Source organism: Brevibacillus sp. AY1 (genome assembly GCF_029870785.1).
GTDB classification, from domain to species: Bacteria; Bacillota; Bacilli; order Brevibacillales; family Brevibacillaceae; genus Brevibacillus; species Brevibacillus invocatus.
The window spans coordinates 1-25704 of the sequence record NZ_JAFLPN010000045.1 but is presented as its reverse complement, the minus strand read 5'-3'; the positions used below and the strand labels follow the sequence as shown (position 1 = coordinate 25704).

At 48.3% G+C, this 25704-nt stretch carries 26 protein-coding genes and 2 pseudogenes; 11 read left to right on the top strand and 17 right to left on the bottom strand.

Going from position 1 to position 25704, the window contains the following annotated elements; all coding sequences use genetic code 11:
• Positions 1-125: 125 nt before the first annotated feature.
• The 9 genes from JZI27_RS21940 to JZI27_RS21895 form a co-directional block, all read right to left on the bottom strand.
• Positions 126-1325, bottom strand: coding sequence for an aminotransferase-like domain-containing protein (locus tag JZI27_RS21940; RefSeq protein ID WP_280209301.1), 1200 nt, complete (start codon positions 1323-1325; stop codon positions 126-128).
• 164 nt (positions 1326-1489) lie between these two features.
• Entirely contained in the window at positions 1490-2125 is a 636-nt protein-coding gene (locus JZI27_RS21935) for a metallophosphoesterase (RefSeq protein WP_122908602.1), read from the bottom strand.
• A 254-nt stretch (positions 2126-2379) separates the two neighbouring features.
• The gene (locus JZI27_RS21930; RefSeq protein ID WP_122908603.1) at positions 2380-2850 is read right to left on the bottom strand and encodes a hypothetical protein; all 471 of its coding nucleotides are present in this window, start codon (positions 2848-2850) and stop codon (positions 2380-2382) included.
• 547 nt (positions 2851-3397) lie between these two features.
• Positions 3398-4156, bottom strand: a complete 759-nt coding sequence (locus tag JZI27_RS21920) for a class I SAM-dependent methyltransferase (RefSeq protein WP_481752840.1) — start codon at positions 4154-4156, stop codon at positions 3398-3400.
• Positions 4157-4479: 323 nt separating this feature from the next.
• Entirely contained in the window at positions 4480-5661 is a 1182-nt protein-coding gene (locus JZI27_RS21915; protein WP_251243480.1) for a pyridoxal phosphate-dependent aminotransferase, read from the bottom strand.
• A 397-nt stretch (positions 5662-6058) separates the two neighbouring features.
• Positions 6059-7315 (bottom strand): MFS transporter, encoded by a 1257-nt coding sequence (locus JZI27_RS21910; protein WP_280209299.1) that lies wholly within the window; start codon positions 7313-7315, stop codon positions 6059-6061.
• 3 nt (positions 7316-7318) lie between these two features.
• Positions 7319-7801 carry a cyclic pyranopterin monophosphate synthase MoaC gene (gene moaC, locus JZI27_RS21905; RefSeq protein ID WP_122908607.1) on the bottom strand — a complete coding sequence of 161 codons (483 nt, stop codon included), beginning with the start codon at positions 7799-7801 and terminating at the stop codon, positions 7319-7321.
• Positions 7802-7968: 167 nt separating this feature from the next.
• Positions 7969-8574 (bottom strand): YHYH domain-containing protein, encoded by a 606-nt coding sequence (locus tag JZI27_RS21900; protein WP_280209297.1) that lies wholly within the window; start codon positions 8572-8574, stop codon positions 7969-7971.
• Between the two features lie 50 nt (positions 8575-8624).
• Positions 8625-9254 carry a hypothetical protein gene (locus tag JZI27_RS21895; RefSeq protein WP_251243482.1) on the bottom strand — a complete coding sequence of 210 codons (630 nt, stop codon included), beginning with the start codon at positions 9252-9254 and terminating at the stop codon, positions 8625-8627.
• A 199-nt stretch (positions 9255-9453) separates the two neighbouring features.
• On the opposite strand from JZI27_RS21895, the gene JZI27_RS21890 reads away from it, so the two are divergent.
• From JZI27_RS21890 to JZI27_RS21875, 4 genes and pseudogenes are all read left to right on the top strand, one after another.
• On the top strand, positions 9454-10158 hold the full coding sequence (locus tag JZI27_RS21890) for a molybdenum cofactor biosynthesis protein (RefSeq protein WP_280209295.1): 705 nt from the start codon (positions 9454-9456) through the stop codon (positions 10156-10158).
• Between the two features lie 3 nt (positions 10159-10161).
• Entirely contained in the window at positions 10162-11190 is a 1029-nt protein-coding gene (locus JZI27_RS21885; protein ID WP_122908611.1) for a ThiF family adenylyltransferase, read from the top strand.
• 445 nt (positions 11191-11635) lie between these two features.
• Complete coding sequence (gene acnA / locus JZI27_RS21880) at positions 11636-14365, top strand: aconitate hydratase AcnA (RefSeq protein ID WP_280209293.1); 2730 nt, start codon at positions 11636-11638, stop codon at positions 14363-14365.
• 475 nt (positions 14366-14840) lie between these two features.
• Positions 14841-15401: pseudogene (locus JZI27_RS21875) on the top strand (LysR family transcriptional regulator); the annotation flags it as partial.
• 128 nt (positions 15402-15529) lie between these two features.
• Here JZI27_RS21875 and JZI27_RS21870 read toward each other — a convergent pair.
• A complete protein-coding gene (locus JZI27_RS21870) occupies positions 15530-16441 on the bottom strand; it encodes a DMT family transporter (protein WP_122908614.1) in 912 nt (303 codons plus the stop codon).
• Between the two features lie 156 nt (positions 16442-16597).
• On the opposite strand from JZI27_RS21870, the pseudogene JZI27_RS21865 reads away from it, so the two are divergent.
• Positions 16598-16753 (top strand): annotated as a pseudogene (locus tag JZI27_RS21865) (DUF3892 domain-containing protein); the annotation flags it as partial.
• A 32-nt stretch (positions 16754-16785) separates the two neighbouring features.
• Here the strand turns inward: JZI27_RS21865 and JZI27_RS21860 are convergent.
• Positions 16786-17289 carry a DUF4188 domain-containing protein gene (locus JZI27_RS21860; protein WP_280209288.1) on the bottom strand — a complete coding sequence of 168 codons (504 nt, stop codon included), beginning with the start codon at positions 17287-17289 and terminating at the stop codon, positions 16786-16788.
• A gap of 9 nt (positions 17290-17298) precedes the next feature.
• Positions 17299-17931 carry a TetR/AcrR family transcriptional regulator gene (locus JZI27_RS21855; protein WP_122908616.1) on the bottom strand — a complete coding sequence of 211 codons (633 nt, stop codon included), beginning with the start codon at positions 17929-17931 and terminating at the stop codon, positions 17299-17301.
• A 152-nt stretch (positions 17932-18083) separates the two neighbouring features.
• Here JZI27_RS21855 and JZI27_RS21850 point away from each other — a divergent pair, with 152 nt between their 5' ends.
• Positions 18084-19220 (top strand): glycosyltransferase family protein, encoded by a 1137-nt coding sequence (locus JZI27_RS21850; RefSeq protein ID WP_280209286.1) that lies wholly within the window; start codon positions 18084-18086, stop codon positions 19218-19220.
• Between the two features lie 46 nt (positions 19221-19266).
• On the opposite strand, the gene JZI27_RS21845 is transcribed toward JZI27_RS21850, so the two are convergent.
• A complete protein-coding gene (locus JZI27_RS21845) occupies positions 19267-20010 on the bottom strand; it encodes an IclR family transcriptional regulator (protein WP_122908618.1) in 744 nt (247 codons plus the stop codon).
• A 222-nt stretch (positions 20011-20232) separates the two neighbouring features.
• Between JZI27_RS21845 and JZI27_RS21840 the strand changes: the two genes are divergently transcribed.
• Positions 20233-20961 carry a YheC/YheD family protein gene (locus tag JZI27_RS21840; RefSeq protein ID WP_122908788.1) on the top strand — a complete coding sequence of 243 codons (729 nt, stop codon included), beginning with the start codon at positions 20233-20235 and terminating at the stop codon, positions 20959-20961.
• A gap of 50 nt (positions 20962-21011) precedes the next feature.
• Here JZI27_RS21840 and JZI27_RS21835 read toward each other — a convergent pair whose 3' ends face one another.
• Entirely contained in the window at positions 21012-21839 is an 828-nt protein-coding gene (locus JZI27_RS21835) for an aldo/keto reductase (RefSeq protein WP_251243487.1), read from the bottom strand.
• 92 nt (positions 21840-21931) lie between these two features.
• Positions 21932-22570: a pyridoxamine 5'-phosphate oxidase family protein gene (locus tag JZI27_RS21830; RefSeq protein WP_280209284.1), complete on the bottom strand. Its 639-nt coding sequence runs from the start codon at positions 22568-22570 to the stop codon at positions 21932-21934.
• Positions 22571-22691: 121 nt separating this feature from the next.
• Between JZI27_RS21830 and JZI27_RS21825 the strand changes: the two genes are divergently transcribed.
• Complete coding sequence (locus JZI27_RS21825) at positions 22692-23075, top strand: hypothetical protein (protein ID WP_280209282.1); 384 nt, start codon at positions 22692-22694, stop codon at positions 23073-23075.
• Positions 23076-23178: 103 nt separating this feature from the next.
• Here the strand turns inward: JZI27_RS21825 and JZI27_RS21820 are convergent, their stop codons facing one another.
• Positions 23179-23640 (bottom strand): SRPBCC family protein, encoded by a 462-nt coding sequence (locus tag JZI27_RS21820; protein WP_280209280.1) that lies wholly within the window; start codon positions 23638-23640, stop codon positions 23179-23181.
• A 264-nt stretch (positions 23641-23904) separates the two neighbouring features.
• On the opposite strand from JZI27_RS21820, the gene JZI27_RS21815 reads away from it, so the two are divergent.
• Genes JZI27_RS21815 through JZI27_RS21805 form a run of 3 tightly spaced genes read left to right on the top strand, consistent with a single transcriptional unit; the run spans position 23905 to position 24878 of the window.
• Positions 23905-24192 carry a GNAT family N-acetyltransferase gene (locus JZI27_RS21815; protein WP_183184920.1) on the top strand — a complete coding sequence of 96 codons (288 nt, stop codon included), beginning with the start codon at positions 23905-23907 and terminating at the stop codon, positions 24190-24192.
• Positions 24193-24246: 54 nt separating this feature from the next.
• On the top strand, positions 24247-24663 hold the full coding sequence (locus JZI27_RS21810) for an HIT family protein (protein ID WP_280209278.1): 417 nt from the start codon (positions 24247-24249) through the stop codon (positions 24661-24663).
• Between the two features lie 44 nt (positions 24664-24707).
• On the top strand, positions 24708-24878 hold the full coding sequence (locus JZI27_RS21805) for a hypothetical protein (protein WP_183184922.1): 171 nt from the start codon (positions 24708-24710) through the stop codon (positions 24876-24878).
• A 237-nt stretch (positions 24879-25115) separates the two neighbouring features.
• Here JZI27_RS21805 and JZI27_RS21800 read toward each other — a convergent pair whose 3' ends face one another.
• Positions 25116-25622: a hypothetical protein gene (locus JZI27_RS21800; RefSeq protein ID WP_122908625.1), complete on the bottom strand. Its 507-nt coding sequence runs from the start codon at positions 25620-25622 to the stop codon at positions 25116-25118.
• Positions 25623-25704: the final 82 nt, after the last annotated feature.

Genomic DNA, 25704 nt, shown 5'->3' with positions numbered 1-25704 from the left:
ATATAACGATTTTACCAACAAATAGAGGGACTTGCGCCCCTCAAAATTATATACTTTCCTATATAGCAAAAAAGCAGCCTTATGCAGGCTGCCTCTTTACTTCCGTCCGTATCCTTGTTTTGCTGTTACACTGTAACCTTGCTGTACTTCTCCAATGCTGCTCCGAGTCTCGTAATGGCCAGCTCGGTATCTTCGCGGTTGAGCAAGGTGTAGTTCAAACGCATGGTATTCTTTTTCGTATCTGCCGCATAGAAGGCTTCACCTGGAACGAAAGCTACGCCCTCCTCCACTGCGATCTTCAAAAGATCTGCAGATACAAAATGTTCAGGCAACGTCATCCAAAGGAACATGCCTCCACGAGGCTTTTGCCAGGTGACTCCCTCCCACTGCTGGCGGGTCAGCAGCTCGTTCATCCATTCCATCCGTTCTTTGTAGGAAGCGCGGATTTTATCAATGTGACTTACCAAGTCAAAGTTGGACAACAATTGATGCAGGGCAATCTGGTCAATCGTACTGGATTGCAAATCCACCGCTTGCTTCGCTTTGATCATCATCTGGATCACGCGTTCGTCACCTAGTGCCCAGCCTGTTCGCAAGCCTGGCGCTACGATCTTGGAGAAGGTGCTGGTATAAACGACACTCGAGTTTTTCGGGTGCTCATCCAGTGAGAAGATGGATCGATATGGCGCCTCTCCATCAAACTGAATCTCTCCGTATGGATCGTCCTCAAGAATCAAAATGTTGTTTTCTTTACACTGCTGGAGCAGACCCTGACGGCGTTCCATACTCCACACTTTTCCAGTTGGATTGGCGAATGTAGGAATGACATAGGCCATTTTAGGCTTGTATTGCGCAATTTTTCTGGACAAATCCTCCAGATTCATGCCCTCTTCGTCCGCGTCCACCGGAATGACGCGGATTCCTTTAAATTGGAACAATTGTATAGCAGCCAGGTAAGTCGGATTTTCTACCAGCACGACGTCGCCTTCGTCCAGATAGACACGGCTGAGCAAGTCGACGGCCTGCTGGGAGCCGGTGGTGAGCAACATATTGTCCACGCCAACATTCATGTGTTTTGCCTTCATTCGCTCGGCGACCCATTCGCGAAGGGGAAGATAACCATCTGTCAAACCATATTGGAGCGCTGTTGCGCCTAAGTCAAAAGCACGATTGAAAGCTTCTCGCATTTCTTGGATTGGAAATGAATCCGCTGCTGGCAGTCCACCAGCCAAGGACAACACCCGACTTCCTTGGGTCAGCTTCAAGATTTCCCGGACAACCGAAGAAGTCAAAGCTTCAGTAGATTTTGAAAATGAGTACTCCATGTTCCGTTCCCCCTTGATTTTGCTTAATCTTGTTTTATCACTGTCATGTTGTAAAGTCCAATCCTCGCTAGCTATCGGGGGATAGGTTTTAGCTATGTCGAAGGAAATCAACGAGACCACAAAAAGGCGCCATCCAATAGGACAATGCCTTTTTACGGTACAAGCTAACCTTTTTGCAATCGCTTGATGCGTACATCCTCGTAGCGATCCTGCTCGGCTGTCGAGCAAGAATAAGCAAGCTGATTCGACAGATCGACCAGTGTCAGTCGGACACCGTGTTTCGCTCCGGTATCAATGCCGATCCTGTCAGGCTGGCACCAAATCTCCCCGCGAGCAGCTCCCAGCTTGTAGGTAGGCGTGTGGCCAAAAACGACCGTGGATTCAAACACGTAGTCGCTTCCCCAAAAATCCTCGCGTATCGTGGCCAAATCTGATTTTTCCTGATCCTCCAGACGGATTCCTGGTCGAAGTCCAGCGTGCACAAATACGTATTCTTCGTGCTGTATCATGTACGGCAGCTCATGGATAAAGGCGATGCTTTCCTCAAGCGAACCGGTAATCTCCTGATCGCGAAGCTTCTCGACCAGCCAGAGCTCTGTATTGCCCACCAGCGCGCGAGCTCCCCGGTACATCATCGCGCGTATCGTGTCGAGCGCCCCCCATGTTTCCGGCGTCTTGCTGATAAAATCCCCCAGCAAAAAGAGCTGATCCTTCTCAGGCGCATACTCTGCCAGCATCAGCAGCAATTCCAAGCCCTCGACATGCCCGTGAATATCGGATATGACCAATGTGCGTGACATCACAATCTACCTTTCTTTTTCCAGTTGGAACAAATACGCCGCCTCAGATGGAAGGAATATCCACCCGATTATACCACTTTCCAGTCTCTCTGAATGAAAAAAAGTAAAGCTCTGACTGTCTTTCGTCTCGGCCAAGATGCGCCAGCGTTTGAGTTTTTTCCAGTATATGTAAATCATCGATAGCCTACATGCAATCGGTCCATATAAAAAACCCCCTTTCGCAATGAAAGGGGGAATACAGTCGTTTCATATGACTAGGCGATCCGCACCACACGTGTTTTTTCCTGTTGAGGCAAGAAGGAAAGGTCTACATGAGCACGTGCCACGTCCAGACCAATATCTTGTGCCAGAAGAGTCGCTTCTTCCTGGAAGGTCAGCGTACAGCTTCCTTCGTTTAGCTCGCATAGGCGCTTCAGACGCTTCAAACGCTCAGCCGTCTTTTCTTCTCTCATCGTATCATTGGTCAACTCGCGAACATCCACATGGCGAGCATCTGCGATCATGCTGATATCGTCCACATGGACAATCAGCCTTTTGCCTTCCTCTGTCACAAAGCCGATGGAACAAAAATGCGTACCGGACATTTCCATACGAGTGAGAACCGCATTGGCAAACACTTCGCCGCTACGCAGACGAATCGAGCCAGCTTCAATGGCTCCGCCTATCTTTCGCTCGTTGGCGATCACTGTATACATATCGGTGTAACCGTTTATCTGATAGCGCATGGCACCCTCCAGCTATGTAAGGATTGGCTTTGATACTCATTATCAATTACCTCAAAGACATCGTATAATGAAAATCATTATCTGTCAACGGTGAGAATGATTTTTATTGTCTCCTTTTCCGCCCGTTTTTATAGTAGGGAAATTTATACTCCCCTTTATCCTCAATCCATCAGCCGGGAATTAGCAACGATGCTTGAGGAGGAAGGAAATTGCTATCTGTATGAAAAAATGGGCTTCTCCAAAACTGGAGTTCGCCAAAAATCAAATGATAAAGCAACACTTATCTACTATAAACAAAAATGCTTACAATTCCGCTCAAGTAGGCCGCTAGTCGCTAGTTCATTCCTAACACCTTTTTTGATAGCGCCTACAAAAAGATCCACTCCAGAGTATTCCGAATGGATCTTTGCCCATATATGATTATTCAGAATGCTTCAGCAAGGTTCCTTGAAAAATTTCCTGTTCTGCTCACAAAGCATCTCATGCAGCTCGAATACATACTAGAAATAGCCCACAGCAATCTTCACTGTGGGCATTAAAAATCTTACTATGCTTTTGCCAGAATCACAAAGCGATGCTGCTCGCAATCAAAGAACCCTTTGGTCTCGATCATTTGATGAATCCGATAGAAGACTTCGATCTGTTCTTCCATGTTTAAGCCAGGTACCTGCCAAGGAATGGCGCGCAAATAATAGGCGAACGCCCCGACATCGTAAAAACGTTGAACGGGAAACTCCTCTTTGGCTTCTACCACTTGAAATCGATTACCCTCCAATTGCTGGATCGTCTTCTCCAGATTCCATTCCTTGGCGTTCTGTTCGAGAGATACGCCAAAAGCCTCATTGATTTGCATACAATCCAGACCCCCGACCTGCTGGGTAAGGAAAACTCCTCGATCCGAAATAATTCTTCTCACTTCATGGGGTACGAAAGACTCGTGCTTGTTTAGAATCAAATCAAATTGCGCATCCAGAAATGGAAGGCATTCATCATTGTCCACCTCGACCACTTTTACTCCCAAAGGCTCCAGCCGCTCTCTAGCAATTGGCAGATTAGGCGAGTACCCCTCGGTAGCGACTACCGTCCTCGGGAAGGGTCTCAGCTTGGACAACAGCTCCCCTCCACCCGTCCCCATATCGAGCAATGCTTTTGATTTTTGAATCAAAGGAATAGCCATGCTCCCATATGACCAGGAAAGCAGCTCGCTGCTCATTCGACCCGTACCTGTAATCCAGGAAAAATCCCAGCCTTGAAAGGTTTGATTTGCACCACGCAAAAAGGCAATAAACTTCTCGTCATTCATCAAGGATTCCCAACCTCCGTCATCATCGTTTTCGAAAATTCAAAACAATTTTCACGGATGGCGGTCCTCTGCTCTTTACAAAAGGTTGTTATGTTTCATGCTCTATCGATTGCATAAACCTCTCTCCGTTTCTCTTTTTAGCTCATACAACTGGAGCCATTATTTTGTCCTATTTAAGTAAGACACCCCGTCTGTTCAAGGCCTTGTTCGGAACGATAATGGCTCCGTCCATTTGCCAACACCCTCCCTTCCATTATAAGGGATGGCGAAGGAAAACACACAGAAAAGCACCGAATTCCTCCTGTCCTCCTGCTTCCTTCTCTTCCTTATTTCACTTTGGAAAACAAACCCAAACGCTCAATGCGCTGCACGGCTTCCGCCAGTCGCTTCTCATCCGACAGCAAGGCAGCGCGGACATAGCCTTCACCGGTAGGACCAAAACCGTTTCCTGGAGCTACGACAACATGTGCTTTTTCGAGCAAAAGATCCGAGAAGCCTTCCGATGTATATCCGCTTGGTACTGGCAGCCAGGCAAAAAACGAGCCTTGCGACGGCTGGGCTTGCCAACCAATACGATGAAGATTGGAGTAAAGGGCATTGCGGCGCCCCTCGTAGACTGCTACCAGATCGCGAACGCATTGCTGGGAGTCCGTCATCGCGCGTGCTGCCGCCATCTGAACAGCTCCAAACAGACTGACAAAGTAGTGATCCTGGATCAGATTGATCAGACGGACCAGCTCGCGGTTGCCCACCATTGCCCCGACTCGCCAGCCAGCCATATTATAGGTTTTGGACAGCGTGTAGAACTCCACTCCCACTTCTTTTGCACCTGGCAGCTGCATGAAGCTGACCGGCTTTTTACCATCATAGCTGATCGCGCCGTAAGCGAAATCGTGGCAGACGACGATCTCATGCTTTTTGGCAAAACGGATCGTCTCTTCGTAGAATTCCACAGGTGCATTGACTGCTGTCGGGTTGTTCGGGTAGTTCAGGAACATCAGCTTGGCGCGATCCAAATCCTCCTGCTTCAGCTTTCCGTAGTCAGGCAAAAACTGATTTTCTTCCCTTAATGGCATCATCACCATACGACCATCGACAACGGCCACGCCAGACCAGTAATCAGGGTAGCCCGGATCGGGAACCAATGCGACATCTCCGGCGTTCATCAGCACCTGGCAGATTTCCACCAGCCCGGTCTTGGAGCCGAACAGGATCGCTACCTCTTCCTCTGGGTCCAGATCGACGTCGAATTCGTTTTTGTACCATTGCGCCACTGCCTGCTTCAGCTCCAGGCGTCCTTGGAAGGGTGGATACTTGTGATGCAGGGGGTTCAAAGCATGTGCTTGCAGCTCTTCAATAATATGTGGCGGGGTAGGCAAATCAGGATTTCCCTGTCCCAGGTTGATCACGTCATGACCGGCAGCAATGACTTTATTCACTTTAGCTACGAGTGTGGCAAAAAATTGAGTCGGCAACCGGTCGATCATGTCAGCGGGTTGGATGCGCATCGTTCTTCAGATCCTTTCTGTATCGGGTCTTACACTTACATGAAAAAAGTAAACCCCTCTTTCCATTTCAGAAAAAGGGGTGTAACACTGCATGACAAGAATTGGCACAGCTCAAGTTGCTGTGGGGCTTCTTCGGGTCAGGCCCTCCACCCCTTTATGGTAGGAAAACCTCTATCGAGGCTTATTCAAGATGAGCGACCGCGTTTTAGCGGAAAGTTTTACCGATGTAATGCCGGGAGCGGACGCTGAGGCACCTTGCCATGCGCTCCGGAATTCATAAGCTTGACGCTTATTAATTCCTGCACGTTAAGTAAAACGCACGGAATATAATGTTTTGAATCTTCTCCATACTACTTTAGGTGTTGTTGCGTGTCAAGAATTAGCTCGTTCTCGTCCTTTACATTTTTCCAGCCACAGGTTTAGGAGTAAGAGGCTTGTTGCTCCGTTTGACGAACTGGTGGTGCAGGGCAAAGAATCCGACTGAAACCAAGGCAAGACCGGTCATGATGTAGAGCAGTCCTTGAGCGCTGTACTCCTGAAACAGCACAGCTCCTAACAACGGCCCCAGCATACGACCTGCGGAGCCTGTGCCAGTCACCAGCCCTTGGATAAATCCTTCCTGACCTGCCGGAGTGAACTGTGCAGCGACTGTTGGCACGGCTGGCCACACCAGCATTTCACCCAGCGTCATGATGAACATCGCCGCGAAGAAGCCTGCATATGCTGTTGTCTGCGTCAGGATCAGCATGGATAGCGCAAACACGTAAGAACCAAGCAGCATTTGCGAAATGAGCGTCTTGGCAAAACGTCGAATCACCCAGGAGATCAACGGTTGACCAAATAGAATCAGAGCGCCATTCAGAGTCCACAATAGACTGTACTGCTTGAGTGAAATACCGAGCGACTGCATGTAGCTGGACAGGACTGTCGTCCACTGCACATATACGATCCAGCTAATCAAGAGCCCTGCGCACAGTAACAGCAAGGCAATCCATACCGTTTGTCGAGAGACCTGCAGCCTTCCAATTGCCGCCTCCCCTGACGTCGACTGCTGCTCTTCTGCCACTGTCTGCTGCATCGCACTGTTATTCAAATAACGAGGCAGGATCAGAACGAAGAGAATCAGCGCAACACTTTGCGTAATGGCGTTACCAAAGAAGGTCCAAGCAAAGGAAACGCTAGCCAATAAGCCCCCCAGCGCCGCTCCTGCTGCCACACCCGCATTTTGTGCTACGTATATCATATTGAGACCCTTGCGACCACCCTGTGGCCACAAAACAACAGCAAGGGCATTGATCACCGGCGACAGCATGCCGTAGAAGAGTCCGTTTAACAGCAAGAGTATCGTATACATCGTAAAATCTTGGGTTAATCCCAGCGCTACTGAAATACCGATAATTCCGCTTGATGCAATGACGAGTGTTCGCAGTTTGCCCCATCGGTCAAACATCATACCGCCGATCACACTGCCGACCAGAAAAGCTCCCTGATTCAGCATCAGTAAAAATCCGGCCACCGTCAGCGGCTTTCCCAGGTGGTCGTGGATATAGATCGTGACCAACGGCCAGATACAGGCCATCCCTGTGGAAGAAATAACAGCAGCAATCGCCATAAGACGAATGCTGCCTGGATAGGATCTCCATTTCTCCATCATGTTTTATCGGTCTCCCCGTTTAAAATCCCCGCTTTTACCGCCTGTTTTGCTCAGGAGACTAGTCGATTCAATGCTCATCGCTTTATCCATTGCCTTGCACATATCGTATACCGTAAGTGCCGCAACACTGGCTGCTGTCAGTGCTTCCATCTCAACGCCTGTTTTACCTGTCGTTTTGACTGTCGCCTCGATCTCCAGCGTTTGCTCGTCTGCAAAAGAAAAACAGATATCGATTCCCGTCAAAGGAAGGGGGTGGCACATCGGGATGATTTCCCACGTCTTTTTGGCAGCCATGACGCCCGCTACCTGCGCGACAGCAAGCACATCTCCTTTGGCTACCCGTCCTTCGCGGATACGAGCCAAGGTTTCCGGCTCCATGACAATGCGACTGTAGGCTACCGCTTCACGCTTGGTTACATCCTTTTCTGAAACGTCCACCATTCTCGCACGGTTTTGTTCATTAAAATGCGTCAATTGATCGTTCATTCAGCCCTCCAGATATGCTGCAAAAATGTCCTCGTTCGCACATGATTCCTTCACTCCTTACCTTACTCCTGACGCTGAAGAAATGCAATCAGGAAAGTGGTGGGGTGACCAATAAAAAAAGACCCGTTTGTAGCGAAACAGGTCTTTCGGTAAATGGAAGGATTGTATTATTTCACAACACTTTTTGAAACAAACCCAACGAGGACATCGCCATTGCCATCTACTGTAGAACCATAATAAAACCCGTTTGCTTCTCCCACAACGTGTACGATTGTACCTTTATTGGCACTCCCGCGGGCTTTACTCGTTGAATCTGGAATTGAAAAAAAGTACCCTTTATCTGTCGCGATGGTCACAGTTGATGGTGTACTGACGACATACTCGACTAGAAGCGTTTTCGCAAGATAGCCTTGATCTATATTTACATAGCCATCTGTTGCCCCACTCAGATCGCTTACTCCGTATCCGTACCATAAAGTTGCAGCGACTTGTGATGCTTCATTTGGTGAATAGCGAACTGGAGCCTGATCAACAGCAACGATTACTTTTTTCTGAACCACTTGTTCAGTTACCGTTTTATTTGTCGGTGCATCTGGTGCTCCTTTACTTTGTGTTGAACCCGAGGATGTGCTTCCATTGTTATGATAATGATATTGTCCATACGAAAGACCCCATTTTTCACAATTCGTCCGACAAGTATGTCCTCCATTTGAATCTGTCCTGCCAGGATGTGCTTGTACTGATGTACCAAATAGTCCCAACGCACATTTCAAAAAAACAAGCTAACGCTCTTTAATCATGATGGTTAGCTCGTTTTTCCCCCTCACTCTCCCTCAACCGCATACAGTCCAAACCCGACTGGATCGCTTTCATGCACGCTGAGGTGGTGCCAGAGGTAGTATTCATCGCGCTTTTTCGTTAATGTCGCAAACTTGGCATTCATGCCGCTCCAGCCCTCCGCACCGTCATTGGGATACGTGCCTGCTGCATACAACTGGGCGTTTTCCTTGCTGCTCCACAGGGTGATCGTGCTTCCTTTCACGTCTGGCAGCTGGTTGAGAATGCGCAGAATATACAATTTCTGCAAGTCTGTGTTTCGGGGTACATCTTCCTTATAGCCTGGTGAATAAACAACCGTTTCCTCTTCATCATCTGCGATGATCTCAACCGCATAATCTTCCCCATCGCCGTGCAGAACTTCAGATACAACCCGCTGGTATTCAAGCAAATGCTTTTCTGTTTCTTCTATCTCTTGATGCAGGCTGTTTCGTTTTCCTTCATTGGCTTTGATGGTCATGTTCAAAGTGGTTACCTGCTGCTGGAGCTGTTGATTTTCCTTTTCCAAATCGATCGTCTGTTGACTCAGCGCCTCCTTTTCGGGCGATAAGCTGAACCAAACAGCTCCTACCGTTACCAAACACCCCACACTCAAACCCAGAAGAAAATTCTTCAATCCATTGTCCCCCTTCATACACACCTGTAGCTATTACTCTATTCCTTATGACGTATAAAACCCGCGAGAGGATTCCAAAAAAAGGGGATTTCTCGCAATTTCTTTTCCGACCTGCCCACTCATTGGCATCTCCCACTAAGTGTGGTATCTTCAAGCCATAGAGTACGGATAATCTATCTACGGGAAGTGAGGAGTTACCTTGACCATTACGATTTTGTTGTTTGCCGGACTGGCCGAGCGAGCCAATCAGCGGGAGATTCAACTGACCTTGCCCGAACAGGCAACTGTACGCGACTTGTTGAAGGCAGTGGCCGAACAGCATCCCGCGCTCTCCCCTCTTCTGAACAGCTGTTTTGTCTCTATTAATCACGAATATGCGGCTCCGGATTATATCATTTCTGCAAATGATGAGATTGCGCTCCTGCCCCCTGTGAGCGGAGGGGAGGAACCGCGTTTTGCCATAACCACAGAACCACTGAGCGCAGACAAGCTGGTTTCATTGGTCAGCAACCCGCATGCAGGCGCTATTCTTACCTTTGTCGGAACCGTGCGCGAATTCACGCATGGACAGCGAACGGTCTACCTTTCCTACGAGGCGTACGCGCCGATGGCCGTAGAAAAGATGAAGCAGGTCGCTGCTGAAATCGAAGAACGCTGGCCGGGTGCACAAGTTGCGATGCAGCACCGGATCGGAGATTTGAAGATCGAAGAAATCGCTGTGATCGTAGCGGTGGCCACCCCCCATCGCAACGAATCCTTCGAGGCAGGCCGCTATGCAATCGAAAGACTGAAGCAGATCGTTCCCATCTGGAAAAAAGAGATGTGGGAGGATGGCAGTGAGTGGAAGGGTCATCAGCAAGGACCTTGGAATCCACTCGCGACGTATGACGGAAAGGTGGACTAACCTGTGAACACACGATATTCCCGTCAGATTCTGTTCGCCCCGATTGGGCGGGCAGGACAGGAAAAGCTGCGTCAAAGCCGGGTAGCCATCGTCGGGATGGGCGCTCTGGGTACCGTCTTGTCCAACCACATGGTCCGTGCTGGAGTCGGCTTTGTACGGCTGATTGACCGCGATTTCGTCGAACCGAGCAATCTGCAGCGCCAAATGCTCTATGATGAAGCTGACGCTGCCGAGCACCTCCCGAAGTCGATCGCCGCACACGCCAAGCTGTCGCGCATCAATTCCGAAGTCGAAATCGAGCCGATCGTCGCTGACTTGACCGCGTTCAATGCTGAGCAATGGCTGACAGATGTAGATTTGGTACTGGATGCCACAGACAACTTTCAAGTCCGATACTTGGTCAATGACGTCTGTGTCAAGCACGGCATTCCTTGGGTTTACGGCGGAGCGGTCAGCGCTACCGGTACCTTTACCGCGATTCGCCCAGGGGTAACCCCCTGCCTGCGCTGTCTGTTCCCGGAAGCTCCCAATCCGGGCGAAATGGCTACCTGCGATACGGCAGGTGTGATTGGTCCGATCATTCACATCGTCGCGTCCTACCAAGCTACAGAGGCCTTCAAAATCCTGGTCGGAGCAGAAGATGCTTTCAATCCCAACCTCGAGACTTTTGACATCTGGAACAACCAGCATCAACAGATCAAGGTTGCCAACGCGCGCCGCTCCGACTGTCCTTGCTGCGGGCAGCGGGAATTCTCCTTTTTGGAGCCGGATACCCAGGATGGACAAGCCGTTTCCCTCTGCGGACGCGATACCGTACAAATCTCACCTGCTGCGGGACAAGGCGGATTGGATCTCGCTGCGCTAGAGGAACGACTCACTCCGCTCGGACAGGTAGAACGAAACCGCTTCTTGCTCCGGCTTCACGTTGATCCGCACACGCTTGTCGTTTTTCCGGACGGACGGGTACTCGTGCAGGGCACGGATGACATCTCACTTGCGCGCACCTTGCACGCCAAATACATCGGTGCATGATGAAGCTTCCTTTTATATAAGAAACGATTCAAAACAAATGGAGTGTCGGCTTGAAGCAATGTGCCGCACTCCATTTTCGCTGTCGATTCATTCTCTATCTGTTGACCCTTTATTGAGTCCTAGCAGCAGGATTGGCAAAGTAAAATGCTGCCCAATGAGTGCTTTGCTTAAGTATGGACGTTCCAGGAGTACGAAAGGTAATCCACAAGATCGATTTTTTCCTGCATGTGATGGATTCCCGTTCGAGATAATAGATGAAGAACAGGAATCCTCCTCCATTCTGCCCAGAACATATGGCGTTGTTTTTTCCCGCACGATTTTGTATAGAAATGATGAATTTGGGGTAGAAGACCGGTAACAAATCGAGTATAATAAGTTCGTAATCTATAACGAAACTTAGTTTCATCAGATGAAACCCCAAGTTATCCAAGGGAGGTTGTATACATTGTCTAACAAAGATGCTTACAAAGTGAAATCTTCCCTACAAGTAGGCGACAAGTCTTTTGCTTACTATCGCCTGCAAGGGTTGGAAGAACAAGGTCTTGGTGAAATCTCCAAGCTGCCGTTCTCCATCAAAGTACTGCTCGAGGCAGCTGTACGTCAGTTCGATGGTCGTGCCATCACCAAAGAACACGTACAACAACTGGCGACCTGGACCAAAGGCCGCGACGAAAACCAAGAAGTACCGCTCGCTCCAGCTCGTATCGTTCTACAAGACTTCACCGGTGTTCCGGCTGTAGTTGACCTCGCAGCGATGCGGATCGCGATGAAGCGTGCAGGTGGAGATCCAAAACGAATCAATCCATTGGTCCCTGTAGACCTGGTTATTGACCACTCTGTCATGGTTGACGATTTCGGTAACCCAGATGCGCTGCAAAACAACATGAAGCTCGAATTCGAACGCAACCAAGAGCGCTACCGCTTCCTGCGTTGGGCACAAACTGCTTTCGACAACTTCCGTGCTGTTCCTCCTGCTACTGGTATCGTTCACCAAGTAAACCTGGAATATCTGGCTAGTGTCGTAGCTACTCGTGAAGTAGACGGCGAACTCGTTGCTTTCCCTGATTCCCTCGTAGGTACGGACTCCCATACAACCATGATCAACGGTCTTGGCGTTGTTGGTTGGGGTGTAGGTGGTATCGAGGCGGAAGCAGGAATGCTCGGACAACCACTCTACTTCGTAACACCAGAAGTGGTTGGTTTCAAATTGACTGGTACGTTGAGCCCTGGTGCAACAGCTACTGACCTGGCTCTGACTGTTACCCAAATGCTGCGTAAAAAAGGCGTAGTAGGTAAATTCGTTGAGTTCTATGGTTCCGGCCTGTCCAACATCTCGCTGGCTGACCGTGCAACTGTAGCCAACATGGCTCCTGAGTACGGCGCGACTATGGGCTTCTTCCCAGTAGACGCTGAAACACTCAACTACCTGCGTCAAACAGGCCGCGAAGAAGACCTGATTGCCCTGGTAGAACAATACACCCAAGCACAAGGTCTGTTCCGTACAGATGAGACTCCAGACCCAGTATTCTCCGAAACACTGGAACTGGATCTGTCCACAGTCGTACCTAGCTTGGCTGGTCCAAAACGTCCACAAGACCGCGTAGAGCTGACTGCGATGAAGCAATCCTTCAACGAAAGTCTCGTAACACCGATCGAAAAAGGCGGTTTTGGTCTTTCCGAAGAGAAAATTGCAGCTGAAGCTCCAGTCGTATATCCAAACGGCGAAGAAGCTACGCTGAAAACAGGTTCTGTTGTAATCGCAGCGATTACTTCCTGTACCAATACATCGAACCCAAGCGTCATGCTCGGTGCTGGTATCCTGGCGAAAAAAGCAGTCGAAAAAGGACTGAAAAAGCCAGCATTCGTGAAAAGCTCCCTGGCTCCAGGTTCCCGTGTTGTTACACAATATCTGATCGACGCAGGTCTGATCGATTCCTTGAACACAATCGGCTTCAACGTAGTCGGCTATGGTTGCACCACTTGCATCGGTAACTCCGGTCCATTGCCTGAGACTACCAGCAAAGCAATCGCTGACGAAGACCTGACTGTAGCAGCTGTGCTGTCCGGTAACCGTAACTTCGAAGGCCGTATCCATGCACAGGTAAAAGCGAACTACCTCGCTTCTCCTCCGCTGGTTATCGCTTACGCATTGGCGGGTACTGTAAACATCGACCTGACTACAGAACCGATCGGGACTGGCAAAGACGGTCAACCTGTATACCTGAAAGACATCTGGCCAACTCCAGAAGAAATTGCTGGTGCTATGGACAAAGCGATGAACCCTGCTCTGTTCCGTGCTGAGTACGGTCAAGTCTTCACCCAAAACGAAGAGTGGAACAAAATTGAAGTACCAACTGGCGACCTGTACGAGTGGGATGAAAACTCCACCTACATCCAAGAGCCCCCATTCTTCCAAAACCTGCAAGGTGATGTAGGTCACATCAGCGACATCAAAACAGCTAGCCCAATCGCACTGTTTGGTGATTCCGTAACAACTGACCACATCTCTCCAGCAGGTAACATCGCGCCTACCAGCCCTGCAGGTCTCTATCTGCAAAGCAAAGGCGTGGAGCGCAAAGACTTCAACTCCTACGGCGCTCGTCGTGGTAGCCATGATGTCATGATGCGCGGTACATTTGCCAACATCCGTATCCGCAACCAAGTGGCTCCTGGCACTGAGGGCGGCGTAACCAAATACCTGCCATCCGGCGAAGTTATGTCTATCTACGACGCTTCCATGAAGTATCAAGCTGACGGTACTCCACTGGTTGTTTTGGCTGGTAAAGAGTACGGTACTGGTTCTTCCCGTGACTGGGCAGCAAAAGGTACTTTCCTCTTGGGCATCAAAGCGGTTATCGCAGAAAGCTTCGAGCGTATTCACCGTTCCAACCTGGTTGGTATGGGCGTACTGCCGCTGCAATTTGCAGATGGTCAAGGCTGGAAATCCCTGGGTATCGACGGAACAGAATCCTTCAGCATCGAAGGTCTATCTGACGATGTAAAACCAGGACAACGCGTCACTGTAACAGCTACTCGCAACGACGGCAGCAGCTTCCAATTCGACGTAATTGTTCGCCTCGACTCTTTGGTAGATGTAGACTACTACCGCAACGGTGGTATCCTGCAAACCGTTCTGCGCCAATTGCTGGATGAAGGTAAAAAAGTAAACGCGTAAGACTTTGATTGACAAATAAGTTCGATACAGCACCCACCCAACTTAAAGCAAAGGCCCCGTATTTATGAGACGGGGCCTTTTTCTTTCTTTCAGCTATTATGGGTTTTCGTAGTTTTTTAAAGGGCATGCCTACATATTCACGGAAGGAGCGGATTCGACCCGCCTCGAACTCAAAAACGACTGTAAGCTCATTGAGATAAGGCAGACCATTCAGGTCTCCTTCTGCACGAAATACCACCATTCCGAAACGCTCATTTTCAAGCTCAACGAGCGGAGTCAATTGCACCTGCAATAAGGAGCGTTCAAATGCAATCAATTCCTCGAACCTTTCTTTGCCTTGCTGCTCGTGATTCCACCCCTCCAAGGGGAGCGGAACTAGGAAGTGGAAATCTTAGCGAAGCGTATGTACCCACCAATAAACCATATGACCGACATTCCAGCGAATGGTATTAGGAAAGCCTTCTGGCTGTATAAACTCTGTATAACCCAGTCGAATCTGAGTCAGCAGATCAAGTTTTTGGAGAACGAGCTTGAACTCCCTCTATTCGATCGAATTGGAAAGCGGATCACGTTAACGGACGCAGGCAAAATCCTGCTTGAACAAAGCCATGTCATCTTTGAACACGTTGACTATGCAAAAAGAGCGGTTTCGGATCTTAAGAGGATGGAAGGCGGCAGACTCGATATTGGCATTTTACCGGGAGACGGGGATTTGCTGTTTGATGCTTTACTAATCGATTTCCATAAAACTTATCCCAAATTATCGATAAGCGTTACGGAAACCACGGATGTCTACGAACAGGTCCTTAACGGCACAAGAGATCTTGGGGTTACCACGGTTCCTCTCAAACCTGATGAGAGTATTTCGATTATTCCCTTGTTTCACGAAGAATTTGCTTTGGCCATCCGATCAGATCATCCTCTGGCGAAGTCAAAGACGATTCCTTTCGATCAACTCCAGCAGAAGTTATTTATTACAGAATTGCAGTCGTACCTTCAAACCGTCATGAGTCATGCCAGTCGCTCGTTAGGATAGTAATCTCAGACGCTGTTTCCTTTCATAAGAGTCAGAATTTGCCCTTTTTTCTACATGTTCATTTATCGTTCAACGAAAAAAAGCAGGACACGCTGATGCGCTGACCTGCCTCTTTGTTTTTTCTCATGCTATATTTCTACTCCTTTGTTCTGCTTGCCCTTCCATTGACCTCTGACTATACCAGAAGCAACCGTAACTCCCAGGAAGACGAGCAGACCTCCCCAGATCTGCGGCTGGGTAAGGCTCTCACCGAGTAGCACACTGATGATCGCGGTAAATACCGGAATCAGGTTGAGGGTGATGCCTGCCTTGTTGGCTCCCAGCGCACGAACCGATATATTCCAGAAGACAAAGGAGAAGATCGAAGGAAACAGGACAATATAGAGAAATCCTGTGATAGCAAGCGGATTCATCGCTGTCAAATCAACTCCCTGCACGATGGCAAAAGGCAGCATCATGACGACCGAAAGCAGCGTCGAAGCGGCGGTAGCCGTGATCGGAGTCACGCCTTTTATCCGTTTGCCGATGATCGAGTAGAACGTCCATACCAGAAGCGCCCCGATCGCCAGCAAATCCCCGCGATTATACTCCGTATCCAGGATCTGTCCGAGATTGCCTCGTGTCAATATGACAAGAACGCCGAAAAGCGAAATCACAAAGCCCATTCCTTGCATACGGGTAATCTTTTCCCCCAGCAAAAAGAAGGAAAACAACACGATGACTCCCGGATTTAGCGCTGCAACCAATGCCGCATTGGTCGCAGATGTATGCTCCAGAGCAGAATAGAGAAACAGATTGTACCCGATCACACCCATCAACCCCATCATGGACAGAGGCAGCCACTGTCTGGCTACTTTCCTCCAGTCCGGCTTCTCCATGAAGATAGCGAGCGGGATCAATACAATCAAGGCCAATACCCACCTGGAAAACGTAAGCCACAATGGGCTCATCACGGTCACGACATATTTTCCAAACACAAAATTGCCCGCCCAAAACAGGTTGCAGAAGAATAGCAACCACCATGCGCGATACTTCCCCATCCGCGACTCTCACTCCTTCGCCGCTTCGAAAAGTGGCTCTTTCTATTCTCTGGTCTACCTACACCATGCAATAAGTTTCTTTAATATTCCAACTTTACTTGATGTGCATGTCTACTGTAAAGAGAAGACAAGTTAATGAAGAAGAGGGATTGTCATGCAGGACGAGAGCTCGATTATGTATCGGCCTTACAAGAAGCAAAGGCCGGAAAGCTGGCTCATGTCGACGTCTTTCACAAATACGGACGGGATATTTTGCGCAGCGAGCCAGATGGCATCAAAGAAAACAACCTGGACAACCTGCCTGATTTCTAAGAAGGTCAGCTACCTTCAAGGCATCTTGCCGCTTACTGGGGAGGACTGGGAACAGCTGGCTCGTTCTCTCCACCCAATCTTCTTCTCGCTGTCTCTCGCTTGCCTACAGCCGGTACATGCTCCCCAGCCTGAGCCAGCCCCCATACGGGCATATTGCCATAAAGACACTCGTACTTCCCCTCTTCCACGAGATAGGTCTCATGAAAAATACCGACCGTACCATCCGTCCCTACAGCCTTATTGAATTTTCGCCACGCCGTCAAATGATTGTGGCTATGTCGCGCATAGTTCTCCAGATGCTCGTAGGAGCGCCAATACTGAATTGTGGTCAGCTCTCGCATGTTCCAGTGCGAAGTGGTGCCCAAAAAACCAAGTTCCGGGTTTTGATACAGCTCCTTCAGCATCCCTCCCATCGCACTTGCTACAGGAACCCATTTGTGCAAAGCGAGCCTATTGTTGATTCTCATTCCGATGATAAAGACTACGAAGGAGCCTTCCATCTTTGCCGTAAAGCGTCCAGGTACTACTTTTCCCACTAAAAACACCTACCTCATCAATGGTTTCAAATGCATGTCATAAAAAGCCATGTACTCGGAGGACTGACAAAGGTGAGCGGATAAATACGATCCGTAAAAAGTCGTGAACAACAAAGCGACTGCCTCTTCTTCAGTAAGGCGCTCAGACAGCTCCCCATCCTCTCTCGCTTCCTTTACGCATCTGCGGAAAAGAGTATCTAAGGTACTTGCTGCGATTGCGGAGAAATCCTCCCTGTTCGGAAACAAGAGCTGCAGCTCGGAATCGGAAAGGATCGGAATCCACGGATGCATCTTCTGCTCAGATAAAAAACTGATCAAGCTAAGCATGATGCCAGGTTGACTCTTCGCCTGATCGGCTACTTTGGCGAATATATGTCGCACTGCAGCCCAGCCCCGCTTGGGTGTTTCCTCCAGCTCCACGTAACACTCCGCCTGCCAGACACTCATAAAGTAGATCAGCATGTCTTCCTTTTGCGGAAAGAATTTAAAAAACGTAACCTTGGACACCTCGGCCTGCTGGCAAATATCCTCCACGAATACATTGCGAAACGTGCCTTCCCCAATCAGATTCAAGCCAGCCTGTAGCAGGTTCAGTTTGGTTCTGGCTTTCTTCCGATCCCGCAGGGAAATCTTTTCTGTCATGACAAACTCCTTTTCGACTGTTTGTTGAGTTTATAATAGTACAAAAATTAACTCTAGTAAAGTTTTTTATTCAAGTTAACTATCTTTCTTTTTTCACCCCTTCGCCCTTTCACCCATACCATAGTGGAGAGCCCTGCGAAGGAGAGAGTCCCGTGAGAATTTGTTTTTATTGTCCACTTCATGAGTTCAAGCCCAAAGGTAACGTCTTGCAATTTTTTATCATGCTGCGTGCCCTTGATCGTAAAATAGACAACCTACCTGCTTCCGAGCAGAAAAAGTATACCTTCGACTGCGTCCTCCCTTTTTCGTTTCGAAATGGAACAGGGGGCTTTCGCTTTCACCATGTCCAATTTATTCATGCCGATGACCCGACCACCAAAATCATTTCGCTCGATCAGAAGAAGGCGTACGATTTCGTCCTGGTGCGCGGACGCAATGATGCCCACAAATTGCTTCAGTATAAAGATTCACTGTCCAAAAAGCTCTTATATTTAGCGACTCAGTACAACTTGCAGGACCCGTACATCATGAGCAGAACGGATTACCTCTTCCGCAACTCGCGCATGATCTTTTTTCAGACGGAACCCAATGCTGAACGCTATCGGCAATACCAGTTGAATAAAGGGAGCTATTCGACACAAGAGCTGGATCGAAAAATAAAGGTCTTGCCACAGTTCGTCGAGCATTCCAAAGAGGAGATTCAGAAGCGTAACGAAGATGATCCTCTCCATTTGATCATGGCGGGTGTGATCCGTCCTCGCTATGGCCTATCCGTTGCAGTCAAAGCCATCCAACTCATCCGCAAACAGCATCCCAGAGCCAGACTGCGCGTCCTCTATCCTTCCATCGTCGGCAAATACCGCAAACGTGCGGTACAATTGCTCCGTACTCCTGGCGTATCGGACAACGGACAAAAATCCATGTGGAAAACCAAGAAAATGATCGTGAACAGCGGAATTGGCTTGGCACTTCTCTTTGATAAAACGAGCGACCAGAATCCCTCTCACTCTTATTTGTCCCGAATCCTCGAATATATGGCTCTAGGGGTCCCTGTGTTGACGACGAAAACGATCGGCAACGTCGCCTTGCTCGGTGAGCAGTATCCGCTGTTCGTCATCAGTGCCTATGACATACAACACCAATACCAGCGTCTGTGCGACCCCGACTTTTATCAGGAAATGAGTGATTACGTCAAAGAGCGCGGCAGCCGTTTCCTCGCCGACAACGCTGTAGAGCCATTTTGGGCTGCCTTGCACACGGAATACAGACTGGGCAAGAAGAAAAAATAAAAAAAAGCCTTCACTGGCACAGCTTTTGTCAGTGTTGGCTTTTTTCTTATTTCATCATTTTGCCCATTCGATAAGCTGCCTCCATAATATATGGTGCATATTGCTTCATTTTTTCCTGGGTCAGTCGATTGGATGGACCAGAAGCCGCAATGGCCGCGATCAATTGCCCATTCCGATTGAAGATTGGGGCAGCTACAGCTGCCGTTCCCAGCTCCCTTTCCTCCACACTGGTAGCGTACCCTTGCTGGCGAATGGGCTCCAGCTGCTCGATATACGTATCTCGATCCACATACTCCGGCCATTCCAGACCTTCCAGAATCTCATGCATGTCATGTGGCTCCGCATGGGCGACTAAAACTTTACTGGAAGCTCCTACTGTAAGCGGCATGCGTGCCCCTACAGGCGCTACCCTGCGAATCGGCTGCTTGCTTTGTACAGCCTGAATGCGAATCCGCTCGTAACCATCTCGTACATACAAACTGATCGTCTCTTCTACCAGGTCGCGGAGGCGCTCCATCTCCGGCAAAAGCATAGTTGCTGGATCGTCATTATGGCTTAAATTGGCAGAGAGTTCCCATACCCGAAAACCCAAACGATATTTTTCCGTCTGTACATCACGGATTAAAAAGCCCTTGTTTTCTAATGTTGCCAGCAAACGATGCACGGTGCTCTTGTGCAAGGAGAGGCGGTTAGAAATCTCGCTCAGCCCCAAATCTGTAGAGTCCGTAAAGCAAAGCAGGATCTCCAATGCCCGCTCAACGGCACGCACGTTTGCTTTTGGTTCTTCCATCTGTTACACCTGCTTCCTAAATGTTTCCGCTAAGTTTCACCTAATGAAACGAATGACTACTTTTCAGTATACGAAATTTTACTCAGGAGTAAAGAAAAGATTGTAAGCTGAACAGGCTAGTATCTATTTTTTCCCAGCAAGGACACCCCTCCAAGCGTTCTATCTGTCCAGACATAGACTAGTGAGATCAGGATTGAACTTGAGATGGGGGGATTGGAGTTTTTGGCTAAAAAAAGCGAGTCCAAACTGACCAAACACAGGATATTACGATCAAGTGCTGAACTGCGTAACGTTTTACCGCATACACGCTCTTTTTCCCGACGAAATTTTGTTGCCTTTATTGGGCGATATTCCAAAGTGATTGCCAAGCCGGTTTCTGGAAGCGGCGGAGCAGGTGTCCTGATGATCACCCAGGTGAAAAAGGAAACCTATCAAGTGCATCGCGGCGCCAAGCGGAAAACCATTCGCGGTAAAAAAGGAGCCTATCGCTACGTCCGACGCAAGCTAGGTACCCGCTATTTGCTTCAACGGAGAATCTCCCTGGCACAAGTCGGTGGACGTCCCTTCGATGTGCGTGTCATGGTGCAGAGAAGGCCAGGATCGTCCTGGGTCGTGACAGGTATGCTGGCCAAAGTGGCGGGAAGAGGGTATATCATCACCAACATCAAACGGAGCGGGGGATACGTTCTTCCTCTCTCCACTGCGATTCAGCGCTCCAATATTCGCGCCTCCTCTCCTTCCGTGCTAGCTCGTCTTCGCCGCATTGCCCTGCTTGCCGCCAGAAGGCTGTCCGGATACTATTCATCTCAACTCGTCTTTGGGTTCGACATGGGCATCGATGCAAAAGGCAAGGTCTGGATCATCGAAGCCAATCTTCGTCCGGACATTACCCTTTTTGCCAAGCTGCGCGATAAGCAGATGTACCGTACCATTCTCACCTATCGCAGATAGCCGCAAAAAAGCAGTCTCCCGCCATGAGAGACTGCTCTTTCGTCATGCTTCTAGAAATTAAAGTTATCAGGATCTGGACCAAAACGCTTGTTTTCATTGAGCGCAGTGATCTTCTCCAGGTCATCTGCCTCCAGCGAAAAATCGAAAACATCAGCGTTTTGACGGATGCGCTCAGGCGTAATCGATTTGGGAATGGTCACGACCTTTTGATCCAAATCCCAGCGAAGCACGATTTGTGCCGGAGATTTCCCGTACTTTTCAGCCAGCTCCAGAAGCAATGGATGTTGGAGATTCCCCTGCATCAGCGGGCTCCACGCTTCCATCTGAATCTGATGTTCACGGCAATAGCCTAGCAGATCTCTTTGATTTAACAGCGGATGGAATTCTACCTGGTTAACTGCGGGTACAATCTCGCTTACCGCCCGCAGCTCTTCCAGATGGTGCGCATGAAAATTGCTGACGCCAATCGCCCGTACATAGCCGTCCCGGTACAGCTTCTCCAGCGCTTTCCATGTCTCCGTGTATTTGTCTTTGACCGGCCAGTGGATCAGGTAGAGGTCCAATGTATCCACACCGAGCTTTTTGATGCTTTCGTTAAAAGCTTGAAGCGTCGTTTCATAGCCTTGGTCCGCATTCCACACCTTGGTGGTCAAAAAAAGCTTGTCGCGCGCTATTCCCGACTCGCGAATCGCTTCGCCCACGCCCACTTCGTTACCGTATACAGCAGCTGTATCGATGCTCTCGTACCCGGCCTCAATCGCCGATCGAACAGACAGCTTTACCTCTTCGCCATCCTTCACTCGCCAAACCCCAAGGCCCAGCCACGGCATTGCAACACCGTTGTTTAATACCGTACGATCTGTGATCTGTGTAGCCATTCGATTTCCTCCATCCAGCGTAGAATTGGGACAATATCGTATGTCAGTTTAGCATAATCCAGTTTTTTGGAAAAGTCTTGCGGCACATTACACTAATACAAACGGTTTTTGTAGCTGTCCGCAAGCCCCTCTGCCACTTCCTTCACAGACATACCTGGCAGCTTGATGTGGTCACCCAATATTTGCGCTGCATCAGGCACCCTATCTTTTTCCGGCCATGTCTCTGGCTTCCACAGCCCCGAGCGCATGAATGACTTCGCGCAATGGATGAAACATTCTTCTACTTGAACCCCTATACCAATCGTCGGAGCCTTCCCGTTCACCGCCATGTTTTCCAGCACGTCCGCGTCGCGAATGACGCAGGCTCGACCGTTGATACGCAGCGTCTCTTGCAGCGTCGGAATCATGAAAATCAGACCGATATGCGGATTGTCCAAAATATTGCGCAGTGTGTCCATTCGTTTGTTGCCTGGCCGCTCCGGAACTACCAGATGACGATCATCGACGATATGGACAAAACCCGGCGCATCTCCACGCGGTGAAGCGTCACAATTCCCATTTTCATCTGCTGTTGCAATGATCAAAAACGGAGATCTGGCGATAAAATTGCGGCAGTGCTCATCCAATTGGGTGATGCTTTTGTTCTGAACCACTTTACTTGGCTCGCCAAACAACTCCCTCAGTTCTTCTTGCGCCGTCACCACTTCACGAAAGATTCCGAATCCCTCCACAGCAAACACCTCGTCTTCTTTTTATGGCGTGTCTCGTTTCATCATAGCATATTTGGGTGGGTGGCATCTGAAGAGTAATAGACGCCATCAGCAACCGGTTATACTACAAAGGGGTGATACGATGAAAAAAATACTATTGACGTTTTTAACCCTGCTTTTGCTTGTAGCACCTGTTTCATCCGCTGCACCACTGGAGAGCAGAGAGCAATTGCTGGAAGGAGCATTGATCAATCGATATCTGGACCTGGTTGGCAGTACCCTGCAAAAGCCCTTTGGCTGTGAAAAAATCAGTGAGATCAAGCGTGTGGGCGATCCTAGTCTTCCTACCTTTGAGTTTAAGCTTGAAGTGATCACCTACGGCGGCAGATATGGAGAACCTCCATACGACCTGGTGACCCTGCATATTCGTGATCGGGTTGACATGCTAACGTTGATCGGGTTTGAGAAGAAGAGGAATCTTTCATTGGAGGAATACCAGAAACGCTGTTGGTGGTTCAAACGTTGAGGGTGATTCTATTCCTTTTCTCTGCACAAGGAAACGGCAGCTAAACAAACTCGTTATGCTACCGCCTTTGGTTGCTTGCGTCTTATGAACAAGAAGCCATCTCCTATTGCGTCACATGAGCATCAGGAGCCCTGTCCGCCACGAGATTCAAGGAGATGTCATGCTCCAGCAGCGCTTTTAGCGCACAAAGCACCATCGTGTAGCCTCCCATCGAGTCGAGGGCTTGATTGACGATGTCTTCATTACTTCCGGAAAAGCCTGTATTGGTAATCGTTACAAAGGCTTCCTGCTCCGCTCTGGAAGTAAAGCTCCATTCTGTCTGAGTGCCGTCCGACGATTCGATCCGAATCCGCTTGTTTGGCTCGATTTCCAATACGTGAATCTCATCCGAGACCCCGTACATCTCCCAATCCCAGCGAATGCGTCTGCCCGCTTCTAATCTCCCGCTGCTTTTGGTAAACCAGAATTTCGTCGTGATTTCCGGGTCGATAAAGGCTTCAAACACCTCTTCAACCGGTCTGCGAATCAGCATTTCAGCTTGTACAACTGGTTTGATTTCTGTCATTGTACTTGCTCCTTTCCTTGCGCTTTGTTCCTTTCATCTTAGCAAAATGCGTCGGCTGAGATTACTTATGTATTGCTTTGTTCATGACCTTTTTACTGCACACACTTCTATCATTTTCAGCAAGCGAAAAGGATTTCAATCCATGACGAGGTGTTAATTTTGGACATTTGTTATATAGTAGATGATCAATCACTCTCCGTTTAAGCGTTTCTTTCACTGGCTCAAGATGTTTGGCCCGGTAACTACAACGCAGGACAGACGGGTATGGCTTTAAATAATACTATCAATATTTCTGCTTTTGACGGTAACACATTGGTTGGGTGTCTGAGAATTCTGTCCGATGGCTATTACTTCAGTACCATTACAGAGATTTTGGTCAGAAGCTCCTATCAAGGTAAAGGAATCGGTAAAAAACTAATGGAGCTTGCTTGGGATGCAAGCCCAACCTCCCTGTTTTTTGGAGCACAACCAGGCAACGAAGTGTTTTTTGAAAAACTAGGCTACCAAAAATCGATGCAATCTTTTGAGAAGAAGAAGGCTAGACCCAATTGATTTCCTTCCTTATTTCCAGACTAAAATGAATTTTTTATACAAAGGAGCTTTGGTATGAATTGTTTGGGTTGCCGTCTAGCGACTGGGCTTGATCCTGCCTATATCGTGTATGAAGACGATGTGGTTTGTTGCTTTCTAGACATCGATCCGTTTCACGAAGGACATACTTTGATTCTTCCGAAAAATCATGTTGTGGAGTTGGAAGAGCTTGATAAGAAAACCTTGATGGCCGTTATGGATGTAGCGAAAATGTTGGCTTCTGTATTGAAACAGATTTATAAGGTGGATGGAATCAGCATTTGTCAAAATGGCGGATCATGTAATGACCTCAATCATTTTCATTTGCATGTCATTCCCCGCTTTGACGGCGATGGCTTTTCTTGGGAGGAATCCTTACGGCGCCAAAATGCCGACAAACGCTTAGATGAAGTACAATCAACTATCAGAGCTTTCATTCTGAAATCAACCTAGTTTTAATACTAAGCTTTCATACATACACCAGGGAGGCGAGTTATATGGAAGGAGGGTATGTAGTAGGTTGGGGAACTTTGGCTCTGATCAATGCAGGTCTAGCGCAAAGCAAAAATGAAAGTGGTCTTTTCTGGTTTTTGCTATCTCTTTTACTCGGCCCCATCGCTACATTCATGATCGTCATATGGGTAAAGTTTCCGAAAAAGAACGTATAAGGGGGTTATTCGCTTCATGCATTGTGCATCGTGCGGATATGAATATGATTGATTTCCTGATTCCGAACGTAACCTATTAAAGGTAAGACCCGAAAAGCCAAACAGGACATCAAAAACGCAATGAATTCGATCTACGATGAAAAGGATGATTGTTTCATCTGTCCGAATAACCAGACGGTTACATTCAGACCTTTCCTTATACATAAAAATGGAGCCAAATAATGGCTCCTTGGATGGTTATCGAGCTGATTCAAATAGTACAGGTTCTTTGTATGTCCATCCTTTCTTGGAATCAAACTGGATTGGGAAGGATAATGTTTCTCCACTCTCCCTAGTAAAGGAGAAGGTGCCTTCGTGTAAATCTTCGTCCAGAAGTATGATCGGTATTTGATCCCCTATTTGTGCGTGTTTTCTCATGATCGCTGATTGAACATCAATAAAGGTCCCAACGAAATCCACTTCGTAGTAATTTTCCAAGTCATCAATGAAAGGGGTTATATCGGTATATTCAATATAAACCCATTTTTTACCTTTTACATCAGTAATAACATTTTTGTCTTTTACTGAATGTGTAGATTTTATTGCATCTGTGTCTACTTCGATACCCAAAACTTCGAGTGTGCTTTGGTTGTTTAATTTTTCAATCATGTAAGGTTCATTCGCACTAAGCTGATTAGTGATAAAAAAGGTGCTACCAGCGCAAAGCAGGGCAAGACCTAAAGCAGCCATTCTATTCTTTTTCATGTGTTGAAACCTCCCACTATAAATTAATGTTTTCTCGCGTTTGCTCACTCATTCTTAGATTTTCAACCATCAACATTCCAGA